Origin of the sequence: Sphingobium sp. D43FB (genome assembly GCF_002312805.1) — a bacterium.
In the GTDB taxonomy this organism is placed as follows: Bacteria; Pseudomonadota; Alphaproteobacteria; order Sphingomonadales; family Sphingomonadaceae; genus Sphingobium.
Map to the genome: position 1 here is coordinate 30230 of NZ_NMUA01000009.1, position 17210 is coordinate 47439.

Annotated in this window: 19 protein-coding genes; 9 read left to right on the top strand and 10 right to left on the bottom strand. The window is 62.7% G+C overall.

Annotated elements, in window-relative coordinates; genetic code table 11:
* Nucleotides 1–3 precede the first annotated feature (3 nt).
* The 3 genes from dnaG to SxD43FB_RS09720 all read right to left on the bottom strand — a co-directional run bounded on the left by dnaG (nucleotide 4) and on the right by SxD43FB_RS09720 (nucleotide 2924).
* Nucleotides 4–1908, bottom strand: coding sequence for a DNA primase (gene dnaG / locus SxD43FB_RS09710; protein WP_096061997.1), 1905 nt, complete (start codon nucleotides 1906–1908; stop codon nucleotides 4–6).
* Nucleotides 1905–2312, bottom strand: a complete 408-nt coding sequence (locus SxD43FB_RS09715; RefSeq protein WP_096061998.1) for a GIY-YIG nuclease family protein — start codon at nucleotides 2310–2312, stop codon at nucleotides 1905–1907. The genes dnaG and SxD43FB_RS09715 overlap by 4 nt, the downstream gene beginning before the upstream one ends.
* A 159-nt stretch (nucleotides 2313–2471) precedes the next feature.
* Nucleotides 2472–2924, bottom strand: coding sequence for a GatB/YqeY domain-containing protein (locus SxD43FB_RS09720; protein WP_096061999.1), 453 nt, complete (start codon nucleotides 2922–2924; stop codon nucleotides 2472–2474).
* A 160-nt stretch (nucleotides 2925–3084) separates the two neighbouring features.
* Between SxD43FB_RS09720 and carA the strand changes: the two genes are divergently transcribed.
* Complete coding sequence (gene carA / locus SxD43FB_RS09725) at nucleotides 3085–4263, top strand: glutamine-hydrolyzing carbamoyl-phosphate synthase small subunit (protein WP_096062000.1); 1179 nt, start codon at nucleotides 3085–3087, stop codon at nucleotides 4261–4263.
* Nucleotides 4260–4628, top strand: coding sequence for a ribonuclease E inhibitor RraB (locus tag SxD43FB_RS09730; protein WP_037473487.1), 369 nt, complete (start codon nucleotides 4260–4262; stop codon nucleotides 4626–4628). Before carA ends, SxD43FB_RS09730 begins: the two co-directional genes overlap by 4 nt.
* Before the next feature lie 425 nt (nucleotides 4629–5053).
* Here SxD43FB_RS09730 and SxD43FB_RS09735 read toward each other — a convergent pair whose 3' ends face one another.
* The gene (locus SxD43FB_RS09735) at nucleotides 5054–5407 is read right to left on the bottom strand and encodes a PIN domain-containing protein (protein WP_255245655.1); all 354 of its coding nucleotides are present in this window, start codon (nucleotides 5405–5407) and stop codon (nucleotides 5054–5056) included.
* 46 nt (nucleotides 5408–5453) lie between these two features.
* The gene (locus tag SxD43FB_RS25210; protein WP_176482735.1) at nucleotides 5454–5723 is read right to left on the bottom strand and encodes a plasmid stabilization protein; all 270 of its coding nucleotides are present in this window, start codon (nucleotides 5721–5723) and stop codon (nucleotides 5454–5456) included.
* Nucleotides 5724–5780: 57 nt separating this feature from the next.
* Between SxD43FB_RS25210 and carB the strand changes: the two genes are divergently transcribed.
* The 3 genes from carB to SxD43FB_RS09750 all read left to right on the top strand — a co-directional run bounded on the left by carB (nucleotide 5781) and on the right by SxD43FB_RS09750 (nucleotide 10336).
* The gene (carB, locus tag SxD43FB_RS09740) at nucleotides 5781–9116 is read left to right on the top strand and encodes a carbamoyl-phosphate synthase large subunit (RefSeq protein ID WP_096062002.1); all 3336 of its coding nucleotides are present in this window, start codon (nucleotides 5781–5783) and stop codon (nucleotides 9114–9116) included.
* A gap of 79 nt (nucleotides 9117–9195) precedes the next feature.
* Entirely contained in the window at nucleotides 9196–9672 is a 477-nt protein-coding gene (gene greA, locus SxD43FB_RS09745) for a transcription elongation factor GreA (RefSeq protein WP_037473492.1), read from the top strand.
* Nucleotides 9673–9697: 25 nt separating this feature from the next.
* Complete coding sequence (locus SxD43FB_RS09750) at nucleotides 9698–10336, top strand: rhomboid family intramembrane serine protease (protein WP_096062003.1); 639 nt, start codon at nucleotides 9698–9700, stop codon at nucleotides 10334–10336.
* A gap of 55 nt (nucleotides 10337–10391) precedes the next feature.
* On the opposite strand, the gene SxD43FB_RS09755 is transcribed toward SxD43FB_RS09750, so the two are convergent.
* The 5 genes from SxD43FB_RS09755 to SxD43FB_RS09775 form a co-directional block, all read right to left on the bottom strand.
* The gene (locus tag SxD43FB_RS09755; RefSeq protein WP_037473495.1) at nucleotides 10392–10616 is read right to left on the bottom strand and encodes a DUF4170 domain-containing protein; all 225 of its coding nucleotides are present in this window, start codon (nucleotides 10614–10616) and stop codon (nucleotides 10392–10394) included.
* Between the two features lie 104 nt (nucleotides 10617–10720).
* Nucleotides 10721–11296: a DUF883 family protein gene (locus tag SxD43FB_RS09760; RefSeq protein WP_096062087.1), complete on the bottom strand. Its 576-nt coding sequence runs from the start codon at nucleotides 11294–11296 to the stop codon at nucleotides 10721–10723.
* Entirely contained in the window at nucleotides 11289–11624 is a 336-nt protein-coding gene (locus SxD43FB_RS09765; RefSeq protein WP_096062004.1) for a hypothetical protein, read from the bottom strand. The genes SxD43FB_RS09760 and SxD43FB_RS09765 overlap by 8 nt, the downstream gene beginning before the upstream one ends.
* Nucleotides 11621–12025 (bottom strand): phage holin family protein, encoded by a 405-nt coding sequence (locus SxD43FB_RS09770; protein WP_096062005.1) that lies wholly within the window; start codon nucleotides 12023–12025, stop codon nucleotides 11621–11623. The genes SxD43FB_RS09765 and SxD43FB_RS09770 overlap by 4 nt, the downstream gene beginning before the upstream one ends.
* Nucleotides 12026–12090: 65 nt before the next feature.
* On the bottom strand, nucleotides 12091–12690 hold the full coding sequence (locus SxD43FB_RS09775; protein WP_096062006.1) for a hypothetical protein: 600 nt from the start codon (nucleotides 12688–12690) through the stop codon (nucleotides 12091–12093).
* Nucleotides 12691–12932: 242 nt separating this feature from the next.
* On the opposite strand from SxD43FB_RS09775, the gene eno reads away from it, so the two are divergent.
* From eno to SxD43FB_RS09795, 4 genes are all read left to right on the top strand, one after another.
* Entirely contained in the window at nucleotides 12933–14207 is a 1275-nt protein-coding gene (gene eno / locus SxD43FB_RS09780) for a phosphopyruvate hydratase (protein WP_037473376.1), read from the top strand.
* A 76-nt stretch (nucleotides 14208–14283) separates the two neighbouring features.
* The gene (locus SxD43FB_RS09785; protein ID WP_037473378.1) at nucleotides 14284–14595 is read left to right on the top strand and encodes a septum formation initiator family protein; all 312 of its coding nucleotides are present in this window, start codon (nucleotides 14284–14286) and stop codon (nucleotides 14593–14595) included.
* A 136-nt stretch (nucleotides 14596–14731) separates the two neighbouring features.
* A complete protein-coding gene (gene pdhA / locus SxD43FB_RS09790; protein ID WP_037473379.1) occupies nucleotides 14732–15805 on the top strand; it encodes a pyruvate dehydrogenase (acetyl-transferring) E1 component subunit alpha in 1074 nt (357 codons plus the stop codon).
* The gene (locus SxD43FB_RS09795) at nucleotides 15805–17175 is read left to right on the top strand and encodes a pyruvate dehydrogenase complex E1 component subunit beta (protein ID WP_096062007.1); all 1371 of its coding nucleotides are present in this window, start codon (nucleotides 15805–15807) and stop codon (nucleotides 17173–17175) included. Before pdhA ends, SxD43FB_RS09795 begins: the two co-directional genes overlap by 1 nt.
* The last annotated feature ends 35 nt before the right edge of the window (nucleotides 17176–17210 follow it).

Below are 17210 nucleotides of genomic sequence, written 5' to 3' on the forward strand. Positions count from 1 at the left end.
CGTTCAAACAATGTCTTCGGGCTGCGCCAGTTCCGCCAGTCGACGGTCATGGTCGGCCTTGAGCGCCAGCAAGCGCTGTTGCTCAGCGAGATTTTCCTCGCTGACGTCGCTCTTGAACCGCCGTGTCGCCTCCGCCAGCGCTGCCTCAAGCTCCGGTCCCTGCGCCATCACCCGAATGGCCTCCTCCAGATCGCGCGCAAGGCGATCCGGGTCAGCGGTCATCTTGTGAGGGGTGAGTGTGAACGTGTCGGCCCGGAGCATCCCTTTAGCCATATTATACACTTCACCTGCCCCCAATATGGTAAGGAGGCCCTGTGTTTCAACAGTTTCTTTGCGTAGTGACGCACTAATCATCGAATCGGCCAGCCGGGCGAGGATGGGATCGCCGATCGGCAGGCCCGCCAGCGTCTCGCGATGCAGCGCAATCTGGTCGGGATGGCGCAAAAGGCCGGCCAGAATCGCGCGCAAGAGCCGCTGTTCCATGCCGCTCGCGCCGATGGCGCGGACCTCATGGCCCGCCGGGCCGATCGGCGCTTTCCAGTTACCGCGCTTGTCGCGTTGCCAGCGGGCGGCGCTGTTGCCGCCGCCGCCGCCGCGCGTCGTGGGTGTGAAGGCGGGGCGGGCGAAGAAGAGCGCGTCATAGCGTTCGCGAAAGGCGTGCGCGTAATGGGCGCGAACATCGGGGTCCGCGATCGCATCGGTCAGCGCGCGCAGGCGCTGCTTGAGCGCGGCCTTCTGCTCCGGCGTGTCGAGCGGGGCAGACCCCTGCTCATGGCTCCACAGACGCTCCACCAGTGGTTGCGCGGCGTCCAGCACCGCGTCCATAGCCGCCGGGCCACTGGCACGCAGAAGGTCGTCGGGGTCTTGACCCTGGGGCAGGGTGGCGAAGGCGAGGCTGTGGCCAGGGCGCAGCAGGGGCAGGGCGCGGGTGGCGGCGCGGATCGCCGCCTTCTGCCCCGCCGAATCGCCATCGAAGCACAGGATAGGCACCTCAACCATCTTCCACAGCCGTTCGATCTGATGTTCGGTCAGCGCGGTGCCGAGCGGCGCGACGGCATCGCCAAAGCCGGCCTGTGCGAGCGCGATCACGTCCATATAGCCTTCGACCACGATGACCCGGCCGGTCTGGCGACTGGCGGGGGAGGCGCGGTCGATATTGTAGAGGGTGCGGCCCTTGTCGAACAGCGGTGTGTCGGGAGAATTGAGATATTTGGGCTCGCCCTGACCCAATATCCGTCCGCCAAAGGCAATCGTCCGCCCGCGAATGTCGCGGATCGGCAGCATCAGGCGGCCGCGGAACCGGTCATAGGGATCGCGCTTCTTGGCCCGGTCGCCATCCGGTTCAGCCGCGTCGGGATCGATCAGCAGGCCCGCCTCGATCAGCATCGGATCGCCATAATCCTTGAGCGCGGTGCGCAGCCGCCCGCGACTATCGGGCGAATAGCCAAAGCCGAAGGCGCGGCGGGTGGCGTCGCTGATGCCGCGCTTGCTGAGGTAAGCGCGCGCCTCCGCCCCTTCGATCGCGTCGAGTTGGGCCGCGAAGAAATCCTGCGCGGCGGCCATCGCGTCGTGCAGGCCTTTGGCGGCTTCAGCGCGTTTGGCGGCGCGCGGATCGGGCGCGGGCACGTCCATCCCTGCCGCCTGCGCCAATTCCTTCACCGCTTCCATGAAGGGCAGGCCGCGCTGGTCGGTCATCCAGCGGATCGCATCACCATGCGCTCCGCACCCGAAGCAATGGTAGAAGCCCTTTTCATCGTTGATCGTGAAACTGGGCGTTTTTTCATTATGGAACGGACAGCAGGCCTTATACTCGCGCCCGGCCTTCTGCACCTTGATGGTGCGGCCGATGAGCGTGGACAGCGACGTGCGCATGCGCAGTTCGTCGAGGAAGGCGGGGGTTAGACTCAAAATCTCCCCTCCCGCGAGGGCGCACCACATCCGTTCGTGTCGAGCGAAGTCGAGACACGCTCACACTGCCCTTGCGGCTGTTCCAAGTCATCTGGCGTGCAAGATGCATCGCCCACATCCCGCTCTTTCGGCGGTCTGGCGAAGTAGGACAGTAAGGACCAATTCCCGACGATCAGCGCTTCCTTCTTGGCGCGCGACCAGCCGCCAACGATGCGTTCGGCTTCCAGCGCTTCGATCCGCGTTCCAAACGTCTCGCTCCATACGAGGGTCACCGGGCGGCGATCGCGGGTGAAGGCGCTGCCCAGGCCGCAATGATGCTGGGCGATTCGATGACCCAGATTATCGGTGTGGCCCGTATAATAGCGGCCGTCAGAGCATTTGAGCATATAGGTCCAGAACGCCATTGACGGAATATGCCTGAACCCGCGCCGGTGTCGAGCGGTGTCCCGCGCCTCCGGTGTCGCTGGCCTTGGCTCTGCCGCGTTTCTCGACTTCGCTCGAAACGAACGGAGGTGGGGAAGGGCGCGTGGCCCCTCCCTAAGTAGGGAGGGGCTATTACCGTGTCACGAAAGCGCCGCCTTCACCATGCCGCTGGCCTTGCTCATGTCGATCACGCTGCCGTGGCGTTCTTTCAGCACGGCCATCACCTTGCCCATATCCTTGAGGCTCGCGGCACCCACTTCCGCCTTGATCACGTCGATTGCCGCCCTGGTCTCGTCCTCGCTCAACTGCGTCGGCAGGAAGCTTTCGATGACGTCCAGTTCCACCTGTTCCTTGGCCGCCAGTTCGTCGCGGCCGCCGCTGGTGAACATCTCTATCGATTCGCGGCGTTGCTTGACCATCTTTTGCAGCACTTCGACCACGGTGGCGTCATCGTCGGGCACGGTCGATGCGGTGCGCAGTTCGATGTCGCGGTCCTTGAGCTTGGCGAGGATGAGGCGCACGGCGGCCAGGCGCTCCTTGTCGCCTGCTTTCATGGCGGTGATCTGGGCGCTCTTTATCTGCTCGCGAATCATGGCGAAGCGAATCCTCGTGTCTTTGCGGAAAGCGATAGATATAATGCGAAAAGAGATTTTTAACAGACGTTGACCCCAAGCGCGCACAGGCATAGGTGACCGGCCGTTTAACCCGCATCAGACGGGTTCCAAAGCCAACGCAAAAAAGGACGCTGATCTCATGGCTGACGCCAAGACCCTTACCGTGCCCAAAGGAGCGACCGGGGTCGTGGTTTTCGCCGATGGCAGCGCCGTGTTCGGGCGCGGTTTCGGCGCGGTCGGCGATGCGGTGGGCGAACTCTGCTTCAACACCGCGATCACCGGCTATCAGGAGATCATGACCGACCCCAGCTATGCGGGCCAGGTCATCACCTTCACCTTCCCCCATATCGGCAATGTCGGCACCAATTTGGACGATGTCGAGGCGACCAGCCCCTATGCGCTGGGCTGCGTGGTGCGCGAGGATGTGACCGCGCCGTCCAACTTCCGCAACGTCATGGCATTCGACCAGTGGATGGCGGATAATGGCCGCATCGGCCTCGCCGGTGTCGATACCCGCGCGCTGACCCGGATGATCCGGGAAAAGGGCGCGCCCAATGTCGTGATCGCGCATGATCCCGATGGCGCGTTCGACCTCGCCGCGCTGGCGGCGAAGGCGGCGGGTTGGCCGGGGCTGGAGGGTATGGACCTCGCCATCGAAGTCACGGGGCAGGAAACGCGGCTGTGGCAGGATGGCGGCTGGACGCTGGGCAAGGGCTATGGCCTGAACGCCGTGGGCGAAGGCGCGCCGCATGTCGTGGCGATCGATTATGGCGCGAAGAACAACATCTTCCGCAATCTGGTGCAGGCCGGGGCGCGCGTGACCGTGCTGCCCGCGACCGCGAGCGTCGAGCAGATCATGGACCTCGCCCCCGATGGCGTGTTCCTCTCCAACGGCCCTGGCGATCCGGCCGCGACCGGCAGCTATGCCGTGCCGGTGATCGCCGCGCTGCTGGCGCGCGACGTGCCGATCTTCGGCATCTGCCTTGGCCATCAATTGTTGGGGCTGGCGGTGGGGGCCAAGACGATCAAGATGCATCAGGGTCATCGCGGCGCGAACCATCCGGTCAAGCGGCTGAGCGATGGCCTGGTCGAGATCACGTCGATGAACCATGGCTTTGCGGTCGATGCCGAGACGCTGCCCGCCAATGTCCGCACGACCCATGTGTCGCTGTTCGACGGCAGCAATTGCGGCATCGAACTGACTGATAAAAATGCCTTTTCGGTGCAATATCACCCCGAAGCCTCGCCGGGGCCGCAGGACAGCTTCTATCTGTTCAAGCGGTTCGTCGATGGCCTGAAAAAGCCGGTGGCGGCATGAGCATCAAGCTGCCCCCCGTCGATGAAGCCCGCCTTGCCGCCGAATGGGAAGCGGACCGCGAAGTCCTCGCCAACCTCGCCGCCAATGGCGACAAGCCGATGATCCCGCGCGCCGTGGATGTCAGCTTCAAGGGCAATGACAAGGATTTCGACCGCGTCCTGGAAATCGCCAGCCAGTTCGGCATGGTCGAACTCGACCGCGAAGAGGATGAAGATGGCGACCTGTTCCTGTTCCTGGAATGCGAGCAGGCGGTGGATGAGGCGTCGATCAAGGCGTTGACGAAGAAGTGCCTGCAGATCGAGATATTGTGTGGCGTGGAATATGATGGGTGGGGGTGCGAGGCTCGGACGGGGGCGGTGCATTGATGAGCCGGGCGATTCCTTTCGCAGCGCCCATACTTATTGTCGCTTCGGGTTGCAGCGCTACCTCGAATTCCGTGGAATATATGATTGGGGCGTTCGCAAGCACCGGTGTCCAGTCAGATGCTGAAGGGGCCATTGTCCCGGATGCTGCTACAAGATTACCTGCTCTTTTAAAAAGGTGCGGGGTGTCGAAATATGAACCTATCGAAGCGTCGGATAGCTTCGTTGGCTTCACGTTTCGGCATTATTCGTCCGATGCACGGACGCTCGACTGCATTAACGCCGCTTTACCAGTGGGCACTACATTGACCGATAACAGGCTGAACTAATGCCTAAACGCACCGAGATCTCAATTATCCGCAGCATCGGCATTGGTCAGATCATCATCGGCCAGGCGTGCGAGATTGATTGTTCGCGCGCGCAGGCGCTCATGGCTCCCAAGGATTGATGATGGCGGCACCTGTCCGGGCGAAGTCTGATACGTTGCGGGTGACGACTGGTATACCGGCTGCAATTGCTTGCGATGCGATCAGCAGGTCCATGTCTGCGATTATCTGTCCGGCGCGTTCCAGTTCGGCCTTCAGGCGTCCCCATACAACGGCTGTTGCCTCATCGGGCTTTATGATCCGGTCGATAAATAGTGTTTCGATCCGGTTTCTGAAGGCGATAAGGCGCGACCGATGCGTGGCGTCGATCGCTTTGGCGATGCCATATTCCATTTCTGCTAATACGATGGTGGATAATGTGCAATTTGCGCGATTGGCGGCCAGAAAGGCGATCACCTTGGGCTCCGGTCTGGGCCGGGCGAGTACGCTCCAGACGTTCGTGTCAATCAGCACCAAAAATCTCGCGATCAGCGGGATGATCTTGCCGAGCCGGCAGTTCCAGCCCTGCGCCGCCTGCAATCGCAATCAGGTCATGAACCCAGTCGTCGCCCGTCAGATCGCGAATTTGCGCGGCATCGGGTGCCGTCGGCGCATAAGTCTGTTCGAGCAAAATTCGCAGTTCGGCTTCCAGCGAACGCCCATTTTTCGCCGCCGACAATCGAGCGCCTTCCTTAACGGCATCATCGATGTTGCGGATCGTAACGCTACCCATCGCCCGTCTCCCATGATTGCATTGCAATCAACCTATTCAATGAGAGCACTCTAAACAATGCCCAAACGCACCGACATCTCCTCCATCCTCATCATCGGCGCTGGCCCGATCATCATCGGCCAGGCGTGCGAGTTCGATTATTCGGGCACGCAGGCGGTCAAGGCGTTGAAGGAGGAGGGCTATCGCATCATCCTCGTCAATTCCAACCCGGCGACGATCATGACCGACCCGGAATTTGCCGACGCGACCTATGTCGAGCCGATCACGCCCGAAATCGTGGCGAAGATCATCGAGAAGGAGCGGCCGGATGCGGTGTTGCCGACGATGGGTGGGCAGACGGCGCTGAACACGGCGCTGGCGCTGTTCAACGACGGGACGCTGGCGAAGTACGGCGTCCAGATGATCGGCGCGGATGCAGAAGCGATCGACAAAGCGGAGGACCGGATCAAGTTCCGCGATGCGATGGACAAGATCGGGCTGGAATCGGCGCGCTCGCGGATCGCGCATACGATGGAAGAGGCGCTGGAAGGGCTGGAGTTTACAGGGCTTCCGTCGATCATTCGGCCCAGCTTCACCATGGGCGGCACGGGCGGCGGTATCGCCTATAATCGCGACGAGTTCATGACCATCGTGCGCGGCGGGCTGGATGCGTCGCCGACGACCGAAGTGCTGATCGAGGAGTCGCTGCTCGGTTGGAAAGAATATGAGATGGAGGTCGTGCGCGACCGCAACGACAATTGCATCATCATCTGTTCGATCGAGAATGTGGACCCGATGGGCGTCCATACCGGGGACAGCATCACCGTCGCGCCGGCGCTGACGCTGACCGACAAGGAATATCAGATCATGCGCAACGCATCCATTGCGGTGCTGCGGGAAATCGGTGTCGAAACAGGCGGTTCCAACGTACAGTTCGCGGTCAATCCCAAGGATGGCCGCCTGGTCGTCATCGAGATGAACCCGCGCGTGTCGCGCTCGTCCGCGCTGGCGTCGAAGGCGACCGGCTTCCCGATCGCCAAGGTCGCGGCGAAGCTTGCGGTGGGCTATACGCTCGACGAGATCGAGAATGACATTACCGGGGCGACCCCGGCCTCGTTCGAACCCACGATCGACTATGTCGTGACCAAGATCCCGCGCTTCGCGTTCGAGAAGTTCAAGGGTGCCGAACCGCTGCTGGGCACGGCGATGAAGTCGGTCGGCGAAGTGATGGCGATCGGCCGCAACATCCATGAATCGATGCAGAAGGCGCTGCGCGGCCTGGAAACCGGGCTGTGTGGCTTCAACGATGTGGATCATCTGGCGGGCGCGCCCAAGGACGACATCGTCGCCGCCCTGGCGCAGCCGACGCCCGACCGGCTGCTGGTCGCGGCGCAGGCGTTGCGCGAAGGCCTGACCGTGGCGGAAATCCACAATATCGCCAAGTTCGATCCCTGGTTCCTGGAACGGATCAAGGAGATCGTCGAGGCCGAAGCGCAGGTGCTGGAGAATGGCCTGCCGCGCGATGCCGATGGCATGCGGCACCTCAAGTCGATGGGCTTTTCCGACAAGCGGCTTGCCTATCTGGCGCTCAAATCCGCCAATCTGCGCGGCATGGAGCGGGGCATCGCGCGCGGGTCGGGCCTGATCCACGAAGCGGTCAAGGCGATGACCGGCGGCGTGACCGAAGCGGAGGTGCGCAAGCTGCGCCATAAGCTCGGCGTGCGGCCGGTGTTCAAGCGGATCGACACCTGCGCGGCTGAGTTCGCGGCCAAGACGCCGTACATGTATTCGACCTATGAAGCGCCGATCTTCGGGCAGGCGGAGAATGAATCCGCCCCGACCGATCGGGAAAAGGTCGTGATTCTGGGCGGCGGGCCGAACCGGATCGGGCAGGGGATCGAGTTCGACTATTGCTGCGTCCATGCCTGTTTCGCGCTGTCGGAGGTGGGCTATGAGACGATCATGGTCAACTGCAACCCGGAAACGGTGTCGACCGACTATGACACGTCGGACCGCCTCTATTTTGAGCCGCTGACGGCTGAGGACGTGCTGGAAATTCTGGCCATCGAAATGACCAACGGGACGCTCAAGGGCGTGATCGTGCAGTTTGGCGGGCAGACCCCGCTCAAGCTGGCACAGGCGCTGGAGGATGCGGGCATCCCGATCCTGGGCACGTCGCCCGACGCGATCGACCTGGCCGAGGATCGCGAGCGGTTCGCCGCGTTGATCGACAAGCTCAAGCTGCGCCAGCCCGCCAACGGTATCGCGCGCAGCCGGGAGGAGGCGATCGCGGTCGCCAATCGCATCGGCTATCCGGTGCTGATGCGGCCGAGCTATGTGCTGGGCGGCCGGGCGATGGAGATTGTCGACGGGCAGGCGCAGTTGGAAGAATATATCACCACCGCCGTTCAGGTGTCGGGCGAATCGCCGGTGCTGATCGACCAATATCTGCGCGACGCGATCGAGGTCGATGTCGATGCGCTGTGCGATGGCAAGGATGTCGTGGTCGCGGGCGTGTTGCAGCATATTGAGGAGGCGGGGGTCCATTCCGGCGATAGCGCCTGCTCGCTGCCGCCTTACAGCCTGTCGGACGAGATCATTGCCGAGATTGAGCGGCAGACCGAAGTATTGGCCCATGCGCTGTCGGTGCGTGGCCTCATGAACATCCAGTTCGCGGTCAAGGATGGCATGGTCTATCTGATCGAGGTCAACCCGCGCGCCAGCCGCACGGTGCCCTTCGTCGCCAAGGCGATCGGTACGCCGATCGCCAAGATCGCCGCGCGGGTGATGGCGGGCGAGATGATCCGCGATCTGCCCAAGATCGACCGCAATGCGATCGACCATGTGGCGGTCAAGGAAGCGGTGTTCCCGTTCGGGCGCTTCCCCGGTGTCGATCCTGTCCTGTCGCCGGAAATGAAGAGTACCGGCGAAGTCATGGGAATCGATAGCAATTTCGCGACCGCCTTTGCCAAGGCGCAGATCGGCGCGGGCACGCTGCTGCCGACCAGCGGCACGGTGTTCATCTCGCTCAAGGATAGCGACAAGCCGGTGATCCTGCCCGCCGCGCGCAAGCTGGTCGATATGGGCTTCACGCTCATCGCGACCGGCGGCACGGCCGATTATCTGGCGGGCCATGGCATCGCGGTGGAAAAGGTCAACAAGGTGGCCGAGGGGCGTCCGCATATCGTGGACAAGATCACCGATGGCGACGTGCAGCTGATCTTCAACACGACCGAGGGCTGGCAGTCCTTGAAGGACAGCAAGGCGATCCGCACCAGCGCGCTGCGCGGCAAGGTCGCCAGCTTCACCACGGCGGCCGCCAGCGTCGCTGCAGCCGATGCGATCGAGGCTTTGCGGGAGCATCCCCTTGAAGTGCGCTCGCTCCAGTCCTATTATCCCCTGTCGCACGCCTGATCCCCTGCACAAGGAAGCATGCTGCGGGCGGCCCGCTGTTCGGGCCGCCAAAGGGAAGTTTTGACGAAGGATTTGCAAAATGGCGACCGTTGAGAAGATGCCGATGCTGCAGATGGGCTATGAAAAGCTCAATGCGCAGCTGCGCGAACTCAAGGCCGAACGGCCCCTCATCGTGGACGCCATCGAGGAAGCGCGCGCCCATGGCGACCTGTCCGAGAATGCGGAATATCACGCCGCCAAAGAACGGCAGGGCCAGGTAGAGGCCACGATCAACGATCTGGAAGACAAGCTGTCGCGCGCGCAGATCATCGATCCTGCGACATTGTCGGGCAACAAGATCGTGTTCGGCGCGACCGTGACCTTGCTCGATGAAGACGACAAGCCGGTGAAATATCAGATCGTGGGTCAGGCCGAAGCGGATGCCAAGGCGGGCATGATCTCGTACAACAGCCCGCTGGGGCGTGCGCTGATCGGTCGCACGGTCGGCGAGGATGTCGAGGTGTCGGTGCCGTCGGGCGACAAATTCTACTCGGTCGAGAAAATCGAGTTCATCTGATCCCGTGAAATTGCCCGCTGGCCCCATGACGAACGGGATCGCGGCGATCAGCTTCGCCGTGTTCCTGATCCTGTATCTCACGGGTCATATCGACAATGCCGCCGTGTTGGGCGGGTTCATCCCCGCGCGTGTGGGCGATGCCGACCTGCTGGCGGGGCTGGCGGCGGTGCCGTGGTGGCTGACGCCGCTCACCTGCACGCTCATCCATGCCGGATGGCTGCATGTCGGCTTCAATATGTTGATGCTCGTCTTTTGCGGGCGGCATGTCGAACATGTGCTGGGCAAGGGGCCAACGCTGCTGCTCTATGGCGTGGGCGCCTATGCCGCCTGCGGGGCGCAGTGGCTGATCGATCCGGGCTCGACCGGGCCGATGGTGGGCGCGAGCGGCGCCATTTCGGCTGTCGTGGCGACCTATGCCTTGCTCTATAGCCAGCAGCAGGTACGACGGATTGGGCCGTTTTCGGCCAATATCGTGCGTCTGGCCTGGCTGGCTGGCGGCTGGATCGCGCTCCAGTTGATGATCGGATTCGCCACCGCCGGAGGCATGGGCGATCTGGGACAGATTGCGGTCGCCGCGCATATTGGCGGCTTTCTTGCCGGGCTGGCTTTGACCCGCCCGCTGCTCCGCTGGCGCTTCCGCAAAAGGCCGCGCGCGGTTAATTAGTTACTAGAAAATAGCCGCTCCCCGGTTTCATCCGAGGAACGGCTATGGTCAGTTTTCAGTCCGCCTTGGGCAGTTCAGGTTCCAGCAGGCGATGCAGATGCACGATCACATAGCGCATTTCGGCGTCATCCACCGTGCGCTGCGCCGCGCCGCGCCAGGCCTTTTCGGCCGAGGCATAGTCGGGAAACACGCCGACCAGGTCGACTTTGCTGAGGTCTTGAAATTCGAGCGTCTGCGGATCGGTTACGCGACCGCCCAGCACCAGATGCATTTTGCTCATGGCGTTTTATTATCTCCCTTGGGTGGGCGGCGACCCTAGCAGCGCCGCACGCCCCATCCAAGGGGGACTAAAGCCGTGTTGGCATGCTTTTCACGCTGTCGCGATTAGCTTTTGGGCAACCGCGCCTTGATCGCATCGCCCAGCGCTTCGATACGGTGCGCCACAAGCGAGGTCACGTCATCGGCGAGCTTCGATGCCTTGGCCGATAGATCGGCCGAAGCGAGATTGTCGCGTGCATGCGAAGCGGCGTCGCCCGCGCTGTGCAGGGCATGGGCGGCATTGGTCTTCACCGTTTCAGCGCCCTCGGCGGCCGCCGCGCGGGCGGCGAGCGCCGCTTCGGCAACCCGCGATCCGGCGGTAACGGCAAGACCCGGCAGCGCCTTCATCATCGCGCGGCTCTTGGGGAACATCCACGCCACGACGGCACCAACGGCGATCGCACCAGCAACGGCGGCGACCGGATGGTCCTGCACGATCTGGTTGGCGCGGGTTGCGGCGCGCTGCGTCTTGTCGCGCGCGTCGCCATAGGCCATGCCCGCCTTGTCGCGGCCGGTCTGGACCAGTTCGCCAGCGCCTTCGCGCGCCTTGGCCGTGGTTTCACGGATGCGGTCGGTTGCGGTCGAGGCGGCGTCATTCGCCGCTTCACGGGCACGGTTCACTTGGGCACGAATGTCAGCCATGGTCATTCTCCGGCATATCTGTTGAGGTGTTCCTGAAACGAACGTATAAGCGTTGGAAAAGTGCCGTGATCGGCCGCCGCGCCAGAAAAAGCGCGAACGCGGCAGCGGCTGCACCGACGGCAACGGGGCGTTGCTGCGCCTTGGCTGCGCCCAGGGCGACTGCGCCCGATACCGCGCCTGAAACGCCGTCGATCGCCTTATCCTTGGCGTCCTGAATCAAAAGGGCAGGCGCGATCCGCGCCTTCGCTTGCGCGGCACTAATCTTCATCTGCGCGCGGGCCAGGTCGGCGCGGGCGCAGGCCTCTCGAAAGGCGAGTTCCTGCGTCATGGCGTGATCGCCTTCTTCATGCGGGTGATGCAGCCCTTGGCCATTAGCAGCAGCAGGATCGTGACCAGCAGCCCGCCGCCGGTTACGATCAGCGTCGCCCACAAAGGGTCGAGATGGCGGGACAAGGCCACGACAAGACCGACCAGCAACGCGACGATGCTGGCAAAGGCCAACATGAGCGCGACTAGTCCCAGCACCGCGGCATTGCGAACGCCGACGCCGACGATGCTGAGCCGCAGCTTTTGCTTGTCCGCTTCGGCCGAGACATAGGCCCGGCCATCGGCGTACAGGCGGGCGAAGGCGTCACGCACGCTTTCGGTGCGTGCGCCCTCTTCCGGACCGCCTGGCTCCAATCCTTCGGCGTGCGGCGTAACCGCCGTTTCCGTTGGCTCTTGTGTCAATAGATCCTCCGCCCCGAAACCGGAGCCTTTCGTTTCAGTGACGGGAAAGCCGGAAAGGCAAACCCTCAGGCCTTGTCGTCCGACCCTTTGGCAAGGCGCATCAACACGAAGCCGACGACGGCGGCCGCGCCGATCGCGACAGCCGGGCTTTTGCGCACGAAATCGCGCGCCTCGGCCATCAACTGATCGACATCCTTGTTGTCGAGGCTGTCCGCGGCACCGGCAACCTGTTCGGCGGCCTGACGGGCATAGTCGCCATATTGCGGGCCGAGCTTGGCATCGACGGTAGCGGCCGTGTCGGCGATCAGCTTGGACAGGCTCTGCATGGCCGTGCCGGTCTTGTCCTTGGCGACGCCTGCGGCGGACTTGGCGGTCTTGCCAGCCTGTTCCTTGATCGGGTCGATATGGGCTTTCCAATCAACCGCGTTCAACTTCTCGGCCGCAGCCTTGGCTGCCTTTTCGGCTTGCTCCTTGATCGGCTTGATCTGTGCGCTCAGGCCCTTTGCGGTGCTTTTCACGTCAGCAGCCGTTTCCGATGCGGCCTCGGTTGCTGCCGTCTTGAGCGGCTCGGCCTTCACGGCGACGGCGCTGGCGGCGGTATCCAGGGTCTTGGCCTTGGGGGGGCGTCCGCGCTTGGCGGCCGGCGTTACCGGGGTATCAACCATCGTCCTCAATCTCCCTCTTGATGCAGCATGGTGCGCCGCGCGAGGCGGCAGGTGGTTATATTCCAAATGCTCCGCAGCGGCATGCAGTTCCGTTGCCGTCACATTTTCGACCATCGGCATTTTTCCGATGCGTGCAAGCCCTGCATTGCCAATAGCCGGGCTGCTGGCTAAGCGGAGCGCGGAAAAACAGGGGAGGGGCCGCCATCAGGGTTGCCCGCCCATTGTCAGTGCAGGGAGCGATCATGACCGCCATTCTCGACATTCACGCCCGCCAGATTTTCGACAGCCGTGGCAACCCCACCGTCGAAGTCGACGTCATGCTGGAGGATGGCAGCTTCGGCCGCGCGGCGGTGCCGTCGGGCGCGTCGACCGGCGCTTATGAAGCGGTGGAAAAGCGCGACGGCGACAAGAGCCGCTATATGGGCAAAGGCGTGTTGAAAGCGGTCGATACCGTCAATGACGAGATTGCAGGCGAACTGATCGGCTTCGATGCCGAAGATCAGGGCGAAGTCGATGCGGCGATGATCGCGCTCGATGGCACCGACAATAAGTCGAACCTGGGCGCCAACGCGATATTGGGCGTCAGCCTGGCGGTGGCGAAGGCCGCTGCCGATGCGCGCGGCCTGCCGCTCTACCGCTATGTCGGCGGCGTGTCGGCGCATGTGCTGCCAGTGCCAATGATGAACATCATCAACGGCGGCGAACATGCCGACAACCCGATCGACTTTCAGGAATTCATGATCATGCCGGTCGGTGCTGAAAGCATCGCCGATGCCGTGCGGATCGGGTCGGAAATCTTCCACACGTTGAAGAAGGGCCTGCACGACAAGGGGCTGGCGACGTCGGTCGGTGATGAAGGCGGCTTCGCGCCCAACATCGCCTCGACCCGCGATGCGCTCGATTTCATCATGCTGTCGGTCGAAAAGGCTGGCTACAAGCCCGGCGACGACGTCATGCTGGCGCTCGATTGCGCCGCGACGGAATTCTTCAAGAACGGCAAGTACGAGATTTCGGGCGAAGGTCTGTCGCTCAGCCCCGTTGAAATGGCCGACTATCTCGCCGCCCTGTGTGCCGACTATCCGATCAAGTCGATCGAGGATGGCATGAGCGAGGATGATTTCGAAGGCTGGAAGGCGCTGACCGACAAGATCGGCGGTTCGGTGCAGCTGGTCGGCGACGACCTGTTCGTAACCAACCCCAAGCGCCTGTCGATGGGCATCGACATGGGCCTGGCCAATTCGCTGCTGGTGAAGGTCAACCAGATCGGCACGCTCACCGAAACCTTGGCCGCGGTCGATATGGCGCACCGCGCGCGCTATACCGCCGTCATGTCGCACCGGTCGGGCGAGACCGAGGACGCGACCATCGCTGACCTCGCCGTCGCCACCAATTGCGGCCAGATCAAGACCGGCTCGCTCGCGCGGTCGGACCGGCTTGCGAAGTATAACCAGCTCATCCGCATCGAGGAAGAACTGGGCGATGTCGCCGTCTATGCCGGACGCTCCATCTTCCGCTGATCGGCTTTCCTTCGGTTGGCCGCAAGTTCGACAAAATTCGCTTGCGGCCGACCTTTTCTTGTGATTCTTGTGGGCGATGGCGCACATCGCGAAGCTACGTCTCCTTTTATTCTCGGCCCTTGGCCCTGCGATCGCGCTGCTTCTGCTGCTGTCCTTCGCGGGCTATGTCGTCGTGGGATCGAACGGCATCCTCGCCTGGGGCGATTATTCGCGGCAGCTCGGCGCGGCCAAGGCCGAACTTAAGCGCGTGCAGCAAGCGCGCGCCGACTTGCGCAACCGGGTCGACCTGCTCAACCCGCGCCGCGTCGATCCCGATCTGTCGGACGAACTGATCCGCCGCCAGCTTGGTGTTATCCACCATGATGAAGTGATCGTGCCGCTCAACTGAGCCTTCGCCACGACCAATATTAGCCCAAGATGATAGCTTTGGCCCGGATTCCGTCGGGTCCGCCGTTGCAATATATGCAACTCTGCCGCTATATCGGGCTTCCTTCCATCCTACCCCACGCAAGAGGATAAGAGCCTTGGCGAAACCAACGACGCCGCGCCCGACCCGCGCAGAGGCCGAGGCGAAAAGCCCGGTCGGCGCGGACCATAACCGGCCTCGCCCCGACACTCCGACCGATTACAAGGCCAGCAAGGAAGAATTGCTGGAATTCTACCGGCAGATGGTCCTCATCCGCCGCTTCGAAGAGAAAGCGGGCCAGCTATATGGCCTCGGCCTCATCGGCGGCTTCTGTCACCTCTATATCGGCCAGGAAGCGGTTGCGGTCGGCATCCAGTCGGCACTCGTGCCCGGCAAGGACAGCGTTATCACCGGCTATCGCGACCATGGCCACATGTTGGCCTATGGCATCGATCCCAACGTCATCATGGCCGAACTGACCGGTCGCGGCGCGGGCATTTCGCGCGGCAAGGGCGGTTCGATGCATATGTTCAGCGTCGAACATAAATTTTTCGGCGGTCATGGCATCGTCGGCGCACAGGTGTCGCTCGGCGCGGGCCTGGGCTTTGCGCACAAATATAATGGCGATGGCGGCGTGTGCGTCGCCTATTTCGGGGATGGCGCGGCCAACCAGGGCCAAGTCTATGAATCCTTCAACATGGCCGAACTGTGGAAGCTGCCGATCATTTTCGTTATCGAGAATAATCAATACGCCATGGGCACCAGCGTCAACCGTTCTTCGGCCGAAGACCAGCTCTATCGCCGGGGCGAAAGTTTCCGCATCCCCGGCATCCAGGTCAACGGCATGGACGTGCTGGCCGTGCGCGGCGCGACCGAGGAAGCGTTGAAGTGGGTGCAGGGCGGCAATGGCCCGATCCTGCTGGAAATGAAAACCTACCGCTATCGCGGCCACTCCATGTCCGATCCGGCCAAATATCGGTCGCGCGAGGAAGTGCAGGCGATGCGCGACAAGTCCGACCCGATTGAGGGCGCCAAGGTCTATCTCGCCGAACATGGCGTGGGCGAGGACGAACTCAAGAAAATCGACCAGGACATCCGCAAGATCGTCAGCGAAGCGGCCGATTTCGCCGAATCTTCGCCTGAGCCGGACATGGCCGAACTCTATACCGACGTGCTGGTGGAGCAATATTAATGGGTATCGAAATCAAGATGCCGGCGCTCTCGCCGACGATGGAAGAGGGCACGCTGGCCAAGTGGCTGGTGAAGGAAGGCGACGAAGTGAAGTCCGGCGACATTCTGGCCGAGATCGAAACCGACAAGGCGACGATGGAATTCGAAGCCGTCGATGAAGGCAAGATCGGCAAGATCATGATCGCCGAAGGGTCCGAAGGCGTGAAGGTCGGCACCGTTATCGCGACGATGGCCGGTGAAGAGGGCGAGGACGAAGCACCCGCACCCAAGGCGGCAGCGCCCGCAAAGGCCGAAGCCGAAGCGCCCAAAAAGGCCGAAAGCGGCACCGCCAAGCTGGCGTCGGAAGCCAAGGCGACCGTCGCCGACCCGGATCTGCCCGAAGGCACCGAGTTCGTCAAAACGACGGTCCGTGAAGCCCTGCGCGACGCCATGGCCGAAGAAATGCGCGCCGACGAGCGCGTGTTCGTGATCGGCGAGGAAGTGGCGGAATATCAGGGTGCCTATAAAGTAACCCAAGGTCTGCTGGACGAATTTGGCGGGAAGCGCGTCATCGACACGCCGATCACCGAATATGGCTTTGCCGGCATCGGCACGGGCGCGGCTATGGGCGGCCTGCGTCCGATCGTCGAGTTCATGACGTTCAACTTCGCCATGCAGGCGATCGACCACATCATCAACTCGGCGGCCAAGACCAATTACATGTCCGGCGGCCAGATGCGCTGCCCGATAGTGTTCCGTGGTCCCAACGGCGCGGCCAGCCGCGTTGGCGCGCAGCATAGCCAGAATTATGCACCCTGGTATGCCGCGGTCCCCGGCCTGATCGTCATCGCGCCCTACGACGCGGCTGACGCCAAGGGCTTGCTCAAGGCGGCGATTCGTTCGACCGACCCGGTCGTGTTCCTGGAGAACGAACTGCTCTACGGCCGCAGCTTCGACGTGCCCAAGGTCGATGACTATGTCCTGCCGATCGGCAAGGCGCGGATCATGCGGCCGGGCAAGGATGTGACGCTAGTCAGCTATTCGATCGGCGTCGGCCTCGCGCTCGATGCAGCCGAAACGCTGGCCGCAGAGGGCATCGACGCGGAGGTCATCGACCTGCGCACGCTGCGTCCGCTCGACACCGCGACCGTGCTGGAAAGCCTCAAAAAGACCAACCGCATCGTCGTGGTCGAAGAAGGCTGGCCGACCTGCTCGATCGCGTCGGAAATCGCCGCCGTCGTCATGGAAAAGGGCTTCGACGATCTCGACGCCCCGGTACTGCGCGTCACCAACGAAGACGTGCCGCTCCCCTATGCCGCGAACCTGGAAAAGGCCGCCCTCATCGACGCGGCCCGCGTGGTCGAGGCAGCGAAGAAGGTCTGCTACAAGTAATAAGGAAAGGGCGGCTTGCGGGCCGCCCTTTTTTT

Bases quoted from the DNA above. Each gene is read 5' to 3' on its own strand.
- SxD43FB_RS09715 (WP_096061998.1), bottom strand. From the start codon at position 2,312: ATGGCGTTCTGGACCTATATGCTCAAATGCTCTGACGGCCGCTATTAT.
- SxD43FB_RS09720 (WP_096061999.1), bottom strand. From the start codon at position 2,924: ATGATTCGCGAGCAGATAAAGAGCGCCCAGATCACCGCCATGAAAGCA.
- carA (WP_096062000.1), top strand. From the start codon at position 3,085: ATGGCTGACGCCAAGACCCTTACCGTGCCCAAAGGAGCGACCGGGGTC.
- SxD43FB_RS09730 (WP_037473487.1), top strand. From the start codon at position 4,260: ATGAGCATCAAGCTGCCCCCCGTCGATGAAGCCCGCCTTGCCGCCGAA.
- SxD43FB_RS25210 (WP_176482735.1), bottom strand. From the start codon at position 5,723: ATGGGTAGCGTTACGATCCGCAACATCGATGATGCCGTTAAGGAAGGC.
- carB (WP_096062002.1), top strand. From the start codon at position 5,781: ATGCCCAAACGCACCGACATCTCCTCCATCCTCATCATCGGCGCTGGC.
- greA (WP_037473492.1), top strand. From the start codon at position 9,196: ATGGCGACCGTTGAGAAGATGCCGATGCTGCAGATGGGCTATGAAAAG.
- SxD43FB_RS09750 (WP_096062003.1), top strand. From the start codon at position 9,698: ATGACGAACGGGATCGCGGCGATCAGCTTCGCCGTGTTCCTGATCCTG.
- SxD43FB_RS09755 (WP_037473495.1), bottom strand. From the start codon at position 10,616: ATGAGCAAAATGCATCTGGTGCTGGGCGGTCGCGTAACCGATCCGCAG.
- SxD43FB_RS09760 (WP_096062087.1), bottom strand. From the start codon at position 11,296: ATGGCTGACATTCGTGCCCAAGTGAACCGTGCCCGTGAAGCGGCGAAT.
- SxD43FB_RS09765 (WP_096062004.1), bottom strand. From the start codon at position 11,624: ATGACGCAGGAACTCGCCTTTCGAGAGGCCTGCGCCCGCGCCGACCTG.
- SxD43FB_RS09775 (WP_096062006.1), bottom strand. From the start codon at position 12,690: ATGGTTGATACCCCGGTAACGCCGGCCGCCAAGCGCGGACGCCCCCCC.
- eno (WP_037473376.1), top strand. From the start codon at position 12,933: ATGACCGCCATTCTCGACATTCACGCCCGCCAGATTTTCGACAGCCGT.
- SxD43FB_RS09785 (WP_037473378.1), top strand. From the start codon at position 14,284: ATGGCGCACATCGCGAAGCTACGTCTCCTTTTATTCTCGGCCCTTGGC.
- SxD43FB_RS09795 (WP_096062007.1), top strand. From the start codon at position 15,805: ATGGGTATCGAAATCAAGATGCCGGCGCTCTCGCCGACGATGGAAGAG.